7 protein-coding genes are annotated in these 10,001 nt (G+C 71.1%); 5 read left to right on the forward strand and 2 right to left on the reverse strand.

Annotated elements, in window-relative coordinates; genetic code table 11:
* Positions 1-257: 257 nt before the first annotated feature.
* Positions 258-2,498 (forward strand): MMPL family transporter, encoded by a 2,241-nt coding sequence (locus tag ABZ371_RS23050; RefSeq protein WP_358682774.1) that lies wholly within the window; start codon positions 258-260, stop codon positions 2,496-2,498.
* Positions 2,499-2,575: 77 nt separating this feature from the next.
* Here the strand turns inward: ABZ371_RS23050 and ABZ371_RS23055 are convergent, their stop codons facing one another.
* Positions 2,576-3,814, reverse strand: coding sequence for a transposase (locus ABZ371_RS23055; RefSeq protein WP_358682776.1), 1,239 nt, complete (start codon positions 3,812-3,814; stop codon positions 2,576-2,578).
* A gap of 638 nt (positions 3,815-4,452) precedes the next feature.
* Here ABZ371_RS23055 and ABZ371_RS23060 point away from each other — a divergent pair.
* Entirely contained in the window at positions 4,453-5,148 is a 696-nt protein-coding gene (locus tag ABZ371_RS23060; RefSeq protein WP_358682778.1) for an LmbU family transcriptional regulator, read from the forward strand.
* A 54-nt stretch (positions 5,149-5,202) separates the two neighbouring features.
* Here ABZ371_RS23060 and ABZ371_RS23065 read toward each other — a convergent pair whose 3' ends face one another.
* Complete coding sequence (locus ABZ371_RS23065; RefSeq protein WP_358682780.1) at positions 5,203-5,847, reverse strand: FMN-binding negative transcriptional regulator; 645 nt, start codon at positions 5,845-5,847, stop codon at positions 5,203-5,205.
* Between the two features lie 769 nt (positions 5,848-6,616).
* Between ABZ371_RS23065 and ABZ371_RS23070 the strand changes: the two genes are divergently transcribed.
* The 3 genes from ABZ371_RS23070 to ABZ371_RS23080 all read left to right on the forward strand — a co-directional run.
* The gene (locus ABZ371_RS23070) at positions 6,617-7,174 is read left to right on the forward strand and encodes a hypothetical protein (RefSeq protein ID WP_358682782.1); all 558 of its coding nucleotides are present in this window, start codon (positions 6,617-6,619) and stop codon (positions 7,172-7,174) included.
* A gap of 1,782 nt (positions 7,175-8,956) precedes the next feature.
* On the forward strand, positions 8,957-9,514 hold the full coding sequence (gene ectA, locus ABZ371_RS23075) for a diaminobutyrate acetyltransferase (RefSeq protein WP_358682784.1): 558 nt from the start codon (positions 8,957-8,959) through the stop codon (positions 9,512-9,514).
* Positions 9,511-10,001 (forward strand): aminotransferase class III-fold pyridoxal phosphate-dependent enzyme (locus ABZ371_RS23080; protein WP_358682786.1); only part of this gene is annotated, 491 nt, incomplete at its 3' end. The genes ectA and ABZ371_RS23080, both read left to right, overlap by 4 nt.

The following is a 10,001-nucleotide window of genomic DNA, read 5'->3' on the forward strand; positions in this document are numbered from 1 at the left end:
TGGCCCGCCACCCGCACCCGCGGCCCGGCCGAACGCGACGAGCGGGACGATCCACCGGCACCGGGCCGGCGGGCGCGACGCGATCCGCCACCGGTCACCTGGCGGCCGCATCCGGCCCGGCTACCCGCCCACCGCCCGGCCGACCCCGAACCTGACGACCGATCGGCACGCACGCCCCGCTGATCCGCCGCCGCTCCACGACGGACGGAGCACCCGTGCGCCGCTTCCGGCATCCCAGACACCAGGAGTCCTTCAGCATGGCCATCTTCCTCAGCAAGCTCGGCCGGCTCGCGTTCCGGCACCGGGGCCTCACCGTCCTCGTATGGCTGTTCGTCCTCGGCGGCGCCGCCTTCGCCGCGGCGTCCGCACCACCGCCACCGGCCGACACCTTCTCCATGCCGGGGACCGAGTCGCAGAAGGCCTTCGACCTTCTCGAGGAGAAGTTCCCGGCGGCCAGTGCCGACGGCGCCAAGGCCCGCGTCGTCCTGCGGGCGCCCGAAGGCGCGAAGATCTCCGACCCCGGCCCCAAGGCGAAGGTCGGCGCACTCGTCGCCGACCTGGCCGCCGCCCCGCAGGTGGCCGACGTGGCCGACCCGTTCACCGCTCAGGCGGTCAGCAAGGACGGCACCACCGCTTACGCGACCGTCACCTACGACGCCGTCGCGACGGAGCTGACGGACAAGGCCCACGACGCGCTGATGGAGGCCGCCGACACGGCGCGCACGGACGGTCTCACGGTCGAGATCGGCGGAGACGCGGTACCGGTGGAGCAGGCCCTGAACGGGACGGCCGAGATGGTCGGCTTCGGCGTCTCCGCCGTCATCCTGCTCATCACCTTCGGTTCGCTGGTCGCCGCGGGCATGCCGCTGCTGACCGCGATCGTCGGCGTCGGGGTCGGCGTCTCCGCCATCGGCGCTCTCGGCAGCACCCTGGGACTCTCGTCCACGACGACGACCCTGGCTCTCATGATCGGCCTCGCGGTCGGCATCGACTACGCCCTCTTCATCGTCTCCCGCTACCGGGCCGAGATGGCCGAGGGGCGCGAGCGACAGGACGCCGCGGGCCACGCCGTCGGCACCGCGGGCTCGGCAGTGGTCTTCGCCGGCCTCACGGTCATCGTCGCGCTCGCCGGACTGGCCGTCGTCAACGTCCCGATGCTGACCAAGATGGGGCTGGCCGCGGCCGGCACCGTCGCCGTGGCCGTCCTGGTCGCCGTCACGCTCGTGCCCGGACTGCTCGCCTTCGCTCCGGTGCGTGTGCTGCGCCGCAGGGACCGCAAGAAGTACAAGGGCAAGGCGCTCTCGGCGCGCCAGCGCCGCAAGGCGGAGAAGCGCGCCGCCCGCCAGAAGCCCAACATGGGGGCCCGCTGGGCCGGCCTGGTCCTTCGCCGTCCCGCCGCCGTGCTGCTCCTGGGCGTGCTGGGCCTCGGCGCCGTGGCCGTTCCCGCCACCCAACTGCAGCTCGGCCTGCCGGGTGAGGGGACCATGGCCCCCGACACCACCCAGCGCAAGGCCTACGACCTGCTGTCGGAATCCTTCGGTGACGGGTTCAACGGGCCCCTCATGGTCACCATCGAGGCCGAAGGCGCCAAGGGTGTCGCCGCCGAGCTGGGCGAGGAACTCGCCGGGCGGCCCGGCGTCGCCGCCGTGAGCCCCGCACTCCTCAACGAGGCCGGCGACACCGCGATCATCACCGTCGTGCCCGAGACCGGTCCCTCCGACGACCGGACCGAGGAACTCGTCAGGTCCGTCCGCCAGGACCTGGGGGGCGACCAGGCCGGCGCCGAGGTACTGCTGACCGGTCAGACCGCCCTGTTCATCGACTTCTCCAAGACCCTCGACGACGCCCTGCTTCCCTACCTCGGGCTCGTCGTCGGACTGGCCTTCCTCCTCCTGATGCTGGTCTTCCGGTCGGTACTGGTGCCGCTCAAGGCCGCGCTCGGATTCCTGCTCTCGGTGTCCGCCGCCCTCGGCGTGATCGTCGCCGTCTTCCAGTGGGGATGGTTCGCCGACGTCCTCGGGGTCGACCAGCCCGGGCCCATCATGAGCACCATGCCGATCTTCATGATCGGTGTCGTCTTCGGGCTCGCCATGGACTACGAGGTCTTCCTCGTGACCCGGATGCGCGAGGCCTACGTGCACGGCGAGTCGACGCACGAGGCGGTCGTCACCGGATTCCGGCACGGCGGCCGGGTCGTCGCCGCCGCGGCGCTGATCATGACCAGCGTTTTCTCCGGATTCGTGATGGAGGACAACGACTTCGTGAAGATGGTGGGTCTGGCCCTCGCCCTCGCCGTCGTCTTCGACGCCTTCGTGGTCCGCATGGCCATCGTTCCCGCGCTCTTCGCCCTGCTGGGCGACCGGGCGTGGTGGCTGCCGAGGTGGCTCGACCGGCTGCTCCCCGACATGGACGTCGAGGGGGCCAAGCTCCCCGACGCGAAGTCCGGCGGCGTCCCGCCGCGCCAGCGCGGAAAGCGCGAGAGCGTGATCTCGCGCTGAGTCCCGGCCCGGGGCCGTCCGCCGTCGCGGGGGCGGCCCCGTCGGGCGGCACGGCGGGCCCGGCACCCGCCGGTGCCTCAGGCGCGGCTGCCCTCCTGTTTCCGCTCCTGCGTCACGGAGGCTCGCTCGGAGCCCTGCTGGTGGCCCCTGGCCGGGCGGTGGCGGGCGAGACACTCGTAGGCGTACGCCGCCGAGACGAGGACCATGTGGTGGTACCAGCCGGGGAGCGAACGGCCTTCGAAGTCGAGCAGCCCGAAGTCGCGTTCCATGCCCTCGACCGAGGACGCCGTGCTCGATGCCAGGGACGCGAGCGACGCGACGCTGTCGAGTTGCTGGTGGGCGAGGCTCGTGACCCACAGGTGGCCCGGACGGGAGTCCGGCAGGACCTCGGCGAAGAGCCGGTGCGGGGGGCCGATCGGCCCCCGCTGCGTCCAGGGGAGATGGACGAGCCCGGCGTGCATCCGGGTGTGGCGCCGATTCCCGTCGGGCCCGGTGACGACGACCGGCTCGGGAGTGCTCAGCGCGGTGCCGGCCCTCGCCAGCAGCCGGGCGGCGGTGCTCGGTTCGGACTCGCCGACCGGCAGGACGGTCAGGTTGGGCGGCACGGTCATCACGAACTCCCGCCCCCGGCGGCCGAGTCCGTGGGCGAACAGGGCGACGTCCGGATCGTTGCTCATGTCGGCCACCACCGTGGCGGACATGCCCGCCGGGCGGGCGCCCAAAGCGTCGACCAGCTGGAGTGCTTGGGCCCACATGGGGCGGTACGGCATGGTGTCCGGTATGCGGGCGCGGCGCCGGAGCCGTTCGTTCTCGGTCCAGGGCGCCGGCAGGTGTAACCGCCAGCCCACGGGCACCTGTGCCGGACCGAAGGACATGAACGCCCCGAGTCCGAGCTGCCCCTTGAGGGTGCGGCCCGAAGGCAGGTCGAAGTACTTGTGCACGCCGACGGAGCTCTCACCGCGTTTCGGGAGGATGGCCCGGCCTATGGCGCAGACGGGGTCGGGGCGGTACTGCTCGGCCCAGTGCGTGAGCGCGCTGAGCACCTCGTCCCAGTCCCAGGGGCTGACGCTGACCAGTTGCCGGAGCGACTGGACCGCGGTGGTGGAGGTGGAGACGGTCTGGGCGAGGCGGCGGATGGACTTCTTGCCCGGCGTGGTGAGCAGTGCCTGCACGTAGGCGTGCGCCCATCTTCGTTGGTCGGCCCGTCTCAGGCTGCCGAAGACAGCATCGGTGAAACAGGCGAGGGAGGACTCGAAGTCCTCGGCCGACTCGCCGAGCGTTGCGTCCGAGGAGCGGCGTGTACGGGACATCGTCATGGCGCAATAACTCCCCCGAGGTTACTGAGCGTCTCGCCCGCCGAGTCTAGGCTCGCCGTACCTGTGGCGCCACCGTGTTGCCCGTGTGACTGAATGTGGTGCCTGCGGTGGCGCATGCGCGGCTCGCGTGTTTGGACAAGCCGAACGGGCGGTTCCGCGTGCGCCGCACCCCGCTTCGGGCTGCGGTGACGCCCCGCGCGGGAGTGCCGGCACCCCCTGCCATGAGGGCTGTTCCGTCGCCGAGGAGGGTGGCGTGCTCGCACCGCACCTGGTCGGAAAGTTCGATTGGCCCCGCTGTAGGACTTCGCACGCTTTCGCGCGGAGGCTGGTTTTGCGCCAAACCTGCGGTGCTCACGGGGTCGGCAGATTGTTCGAACTCTGCAAAGTAGTGTCCGGTGACGCCAAGATCCTTGAACCCGTCACAGGGTCGGGGTTCTACTCGAAGTGCCCGACGCAATGGCCGCGCCGGAGCCGCGTCAAGACGGGCGCGGTTCGGTGATTTCTGGTTACCGGAATGCCCGGCCGAGCGGCAAGGGCGATCAATGGCGTACATCTGGAGAGTTTCGGATGAATGGTTCAGTGACGGCCGACATGACAGCCGCATCCCCCTGCTTGTGGGCGCGTTTTATGGAGGTGTGATGAACAACCGGACCGAAGAGCTCGAAGGCCAGAAGGCCGTTCTGTTCGGCAGGGTCTCTGAAGCAGGACTGCGGCAGCGAAGAGCCGGCAGTCACGAGGTGCACCGCGACCAGGTCCTCACGACACAGGTCGGGCTCCAGATACCGGCGGGCCTCACCTTCGAGGACTGGGAACGCGCCGGTCGTCAGCTCTCCGGAATCCTCAACTCCTCGTCCTGGTGGCTCGGGGACTGGCTGGTGTACGGCAAGGACCACTACGTGGACCGGTACCAGCGGGGGATCCGCGCCGCCGGGCTGCAGTACCAGACCCTGCGCAACTACGCCTGGGTGTCACGCCGTTTCGAGTTCCACCGTCGTCGCACGGCTCTGAGTTTCCAGCACCACGCCGAACTGGCGTCCATGCCCGTCGAGGAGCAGGAGCTCTGGCTCGACCGGGCGGAGCGGACGAAGTGGACCACCAAGCAGTTGCGCGGGGCCATCCGCGTCGAGCGTGACGGCGAGTCGCGGCGCGAGGAGGAGGGAAGCGACGCGACGCGTCGCCTGGCGGTGCCCGACAGCCGTCTGCAGTGGTGGCACAAGGCCGCGGCGCAGCTCGGCAGCGACCTGGACCAGTGGGTGCTGTCGACTCTGGACGAGGCGGCCGAGCACGTCCTGAAGGGGGCCGCCGAGCAGGCCGCGCTCCCGGACCGGCCGTGACGGAGGCGGACGAGCGGGGCCGCCTCCGCCGTGAGTGGTCCGCGGACCGACCGCTCAGGGCAGCCGGCTCATGAGATCGGCCGCCTCCCGGTGCCGCGTGCACGCGCTGGACGCGAACGACTTGTGGACGCGGTCCCGCACCTGGCTCTCCTGCTCCTGACTCAGCTTGAACATGCCCTCCGCCGCGGAGACCCGCACGCGGAACGCGCCCACCGCGGGAACGATCTTACGGAAGTAGCCGATCGACTCGGTCATGTCCCAGCCATGGCCGAAGTCGGTCTCGTAGGCGCGCACGGTGGCCTGCACCACCTCGAGGGTCTCCTCGATCGACTCGATCTTCTCCACCGTCCCGTGGACGTGCACCGAGGTGAAGTCCCATGTCGGAGCGGCGGGAGTCACCTCGTAGACCGTCGGTGACACGTAGGCGTGCGGGCCGGTGAAGGCGAGCACGACCGTGCTGCCCGTCCCGACAGCGGACCAGTGCGGATTCGCGCGGTTCATGTGCGCCAGCAGCGTCGCGCCCGTGAGGTCCTCCGCCGGTCCGGGGGCCGCTCCGGGGTCGGCGATGACCGGCAGGTGCGTGGCGAACGGGCCGGCCTCGGGGCTGCCGTTGCTCACCATGAGAGCCAGAGGATTCCTGCGTATCAGATCTGCCATCCATGCGGTGTCCGGCTCGCGATACGGGCGGGGGACGAACATACGGCGCTCCTCGGTGATCTGTGCGGACGTTTATGCCGAATCAATGGAGTTCTTCGGCCCTCGGCACATCGATGACTGGACGACGACCCGGATACGGACCTCGATGTCCCGCTGACGGGACATAGCCCGCCCGAACCACGGTCCGGACGCGGTGAATTCCGTCGCCCTCCCTATTTTGGCGCGGGGGGTATCGCGAGTGCAATGAACGGATGCTGTCCGGCAGGCGCGCGAAAAACGGTGTCCATGGAAAGCGGGACGCTCCCGGTGCCGGAATGCGCACACGCCGGCCCCGAAAATGAGGGACGGACACCGGCCGTCCCGGCGGGGACGATCCGCACCGCCCCGGCCGCCGGGCGAACCCGCGGCGGCACCGGTGCGGCCCCGGCCCCGCACGGAGGGCCGCCGCCCGGGGCGCCGGCAGGCCACGGACGCGATCGTGACAGCGCCTTCCTCCCACGTGGACGTCACCGTCCGGCCTTCGGCGGCCTCCCGCGGGCGGTTCCGGGCCGTCCGTCCCCCGGCTGGGCCGGGCTCGGCCGCCGTGCCGGCCCGCCGGACCGGGCCTCGTGCGGGCACCTGCGGAGGGGCTGGTGCCCGTGGGGGCACACCTTGCCGTCGCGGGGGTACACGGAGCAGTAGGCGCCCTCGAACGCCCCGCGAGCTCTTGGCTCCACGCGATGAGCACGCTCTGCGGGCCTCTGACCATGGCTGACAGCCTTTGGCGCCATGAAGGCTCGAAATGGCGTCATAACTGTGCCATCCTGAGCGCATGAACCTGAGCCCGTACGTCGCCGATATTCGGCGAGAGTTCGCCGTCGCGGTCGATGCCGAGGGGGAGGAGGCCCGCGCGGCAGCGGACAGGCTGACCCTCTCGCTGGACGCGGCGACGCGTCTGATGCTCCTGACAGCGTTGTCCGACGCCGCCGCCGAGATCAGCGCGGAGCTGGCTCCCGGGTCGGTGAGCATGCGGCTGAGGAACAGGCGGCCGGAGTTCGTGTGCGATCTGCCGCCCGATTCGACGACTCCGTCCGGCCGGTACGCCGGGGGGCCGGGCTCACCGGAACCCACCCCGCCCGCCTCGCCCGCGCTCCTCCCGCCCCTGCCCGAGGGCCAAGGAGCGGTCGCCCGCATCAACCTGCGGCTGCCTGCTCCCCTGAAGCGCCGTGCGGAGGAGGCGGCCGACCGAGAGTGGCTGTCCCTCAACGCCTGGCTGGTAAGGGCGATCACGGACGCCCTCGCGGACGGTGACCCGCGCACCGTCCGTGGCGGCCCCACCTGCGCCGGGTCCCGCCGGCAACCGGGACGGACGCGTCCGGCGATGCCGTGACGCCGTGGTGGGCACGGGCACGGCACCCGGAAGGGCGCCGGGATCCGCGCGGGCGTCGGTGCCGAGCCTCGCCGCTACGGGCCGGAACCGCCGCCGTCGCTCCGGGTCGGTCAGGCCGCGTCAGGCGCCCGGCCCGGTGGCAGGGGCGGGCGGCCGCGAGGCCTCGGAGCCCGAACCGTGTACCGCACAACGCGCGGGGGCCGGGCAGCGGGGCCTCGACGCGCGCCTCGATCGGCTCCGGCCCGCTCCTCGCCGGCTGAGGGGCCGTACGGCCCGGGAACCGCATCCCCCCGGTTCCCGGGCCGCTGCACTCCGTGGGGCCGGGTTGCCCGTCGTGGGTCCGTGGGCCGGGCGATCGACGGCCGGACCGCTGGTGACGGCGGCCGCCCGTCGAGCCCGGGGAGTGGTGGACATGGTGTGCGGTCGGGGGAGTCCTGCGGACGGTGCGTGCGTGGGAGGCGGGTGGACGACCGGTACGGGACGGACGTCGGCGCGGTCGACGGACGCACTCGTCGGCGCGGCCAGGAGGCTTGGCCGATCGCCCGCCGTCACGGCGGGCCCGGACGCGCCGGCCGCTCACCGGCCCCGGATGCCACCCGGTGCGGAAGTCACGCCTTTCGACCACGACCGCACCCGCGCGGGGCGGCGGCTCGGGCACGGCGGGGACCCCGCGTGTCCGTAACCTGTCCCGTGGCCGTCGGCCGGTCCGCCCCTGCCTCTTCCCGTGCCCGTCCGCCCCGGAGACCCCGGGTGCCCCGGTCCTCGCGTCCGGGGAGTGGCGCATGACGGCCGGTCCCCGGCCCCCTTTCCCGACGCAGCCGCGAGGATCCGCTGTCGACGCTGCCGTCTTCTCGTGTTCCCGCACTGTTCATGTAATGCCCGGTCGGCGGCGGGCCGACTTCCTGCATTTGCGTGCCTTCCGGACCGGAGGCAAGAGGGGGGCGGGGTGCATGAGGAAGAGACGTGCCGGCCTACGTGTAATCGGTAAACGGTTCGACCCGTACCCCGTTCGCCGGGAATAGGCCTGGAGGTGAAGGTGAAAAGCCGGTCAAGCCGTAGCAGGCGCCTAAGGCCCGCAGGGGGAGTCCCGCGAAGGGGAGGGGCGCGCCACGGTTTCCGCGAGCCGTGAGTCCTTCCGCGAGCGGATGAGGGGGCGAACACGTCGACCGGCTGTGATGTGCGGGCGTCACTACGGCGCGAATGCGGGCAACCGGGGCGAGTGCCTCCCGGAACACTTATGCCGGAACACTCGCGCCAAAACGCGTACGCGGGAACACGCATGCCGGAGGATCTGCCGGCGGGCCTCGGAAGGAGGCGGAGGGTCGGCGGAGGCTCTCAACCGTGCCACCGGCCGCTGCGGCCCCCGGTGGGGATTCACCCGATCGTCATCCGATCGGCGGCAGGGCCGTCATCCGGTGGGACGGCTCGGACGATGGGAACCACCGTATGCCCGGAAGCCGGGCCGGACGGGTTGCGGCGTTCCCGGAAAGCCGCGCGCCGTCATTCCCGCTGACAGGTCTCCTGTGGTCCGGCGGGCACCGTCGGCCTATCATGATTCGGCGCGGAGCCTGGTGTACAAAAGGCGTCCGAATGAACGACGGTGGCGAGAGGTCGGCGGGCTGCTATCCTGAATTCGATTTCCGGCCGCTACGCTTTCCTTTCACGGTTACCGTCCATGCTGGGAATGCGCCGGTTCGCATTCCTCCCGCGAGGGCTTCGCCCATCCCCTGCCGAATCGACTCCCGCCTTGTGCACGTGTGGTGAGACGGAGGTGAGAAAAGAATGGCGAGGCAAGCGGAGCGCATGGAGCAGCCCACCGTGGAGGACGGCGCTGCGGCGTGGCGTATCGCACGCGATTCCCGCGTCCTCGACGTCAACTCCTCCTACAGCTACGTCCTGTGGTGCCGTGACTTCGCCGCGACCTCCGTGGTGGCCCGTGACGAGAGGGGCGACGTCGTCGCCTTCGCGACCGGGTACATGCGTCCCGAACTGCCGGGCACGCTCGTCATCTGGCAGATCGCCGTGGACGCGAACCGGCGGGGACGTGGCCTGGCCGCGTCCATGCTGGACCACCTCGCGGCCCGCCTTGTCTCCCGAGGGGTCCTCCGGCACCTGGAGACGACGATCAGCTCGGGAAACAAGGCGTCCCACCGGCTCTTCACCTCGTTCGCCGACCGGCACGGAGCGGCGCTGGAACGGGAGCTGCTCTTCCCCGCGCACCTCTTCCCGGACGCGCACGAGCCCGAGCACCTGTACCGCATAGGGCCGTTCGCCCGACCGCCCGGCCCGTCGTCCGTAGCTCAGCACCCGGAAACCCGATGCACTAGGAGCGCGTCATGAAGCCGAACACCTCGCCCGCCCTGAGTGTCTTCGAGAGCCTGGAATCGGAGGTGCGGAGCTACTGCCGTGGCTGGCCGGCCGTGTTCGACCGGGCTCAGGGTGCCCGGCTGACGGACGAGGGCGGCCACTCGTACCTCGACTTCTTCGCCGGTGCGGGTTCGCTGAACTACGGCCACAACAACCCGGTGCTGAAACGGGCTCTGATCGACTACATCGAGCGTGACGGGATCACCCATGGTCTGGACATGGCCACGACGGCGAAGCGGGCGTTCCTGGAGACGTTCGAGAACGTGATCCTGCGGCCGCGTGACCTGCCGTACAAGGTGATGTTCCCGGGTCCGACGGGTACGAACGCGGTCGAGTCGGCGCTGAAGCTGGCGCGGAAGGTGAAGGGCCGTGAGTCGGTCGTCTCGTTCACCAACGCCTTCCACGGGATGTCGCTGGGTTCGCTGGCGGTGACGGGCAACGCGTTCAAGCGGGCGGGTGC

This window comes from Streptomyces sp. NPDC005899 (genome assembly GCF_040629645.1).
GTDB lineage: Bacteria > Actinomycetota > Actinomycetes > Streptomycetales > Streptomycetaceae > Streptomyces.

Coding starts and splice junctions, on each gene's coding strand:
- ABZ371_RS23050 (WP_358682774.1), top strand. CDS start 258: ATGGCCATCTTCCTCAGCAAGCTCGGCCGGCTCGCGTTCCGGCACCGG.
- ABZ371_RS23055 (WP_358682776.1), bottom strand. CDS start 3,814: ATGACGATGTCCCGTACACGCCGCTCCTCGGACGCAACGCTCGGCGAG.
- ABZ371_RS23060 (WP_358682778.1), top strand. CDS start 4,453: ATGAACAACCGGACCGAAGAGCTCGAAGGCCAGAAGGCCGTTCTGTTC.
- ABZ371_RS23065 (WP_358682780.1), bottom strand. CDS start 5,847: ATGTTCGTCCCCCGCCCGTATCGCGAGCCGGACACCGCATGGATGGCA.
- ABZ371_RS23070 (WP_358682782.1), top strand. CDS start 6,617: ATGAACCTGAGCCCGTACGTCGCCGATATTCGGCGAGAGTTCGCCGTC.
- ectA (WP_358682784.1), top strand. CDS start 8,957: ATGGCGAGGCAAGCGGAGCGCATGGAGCAGCCCACCGTGGAGGACGGC.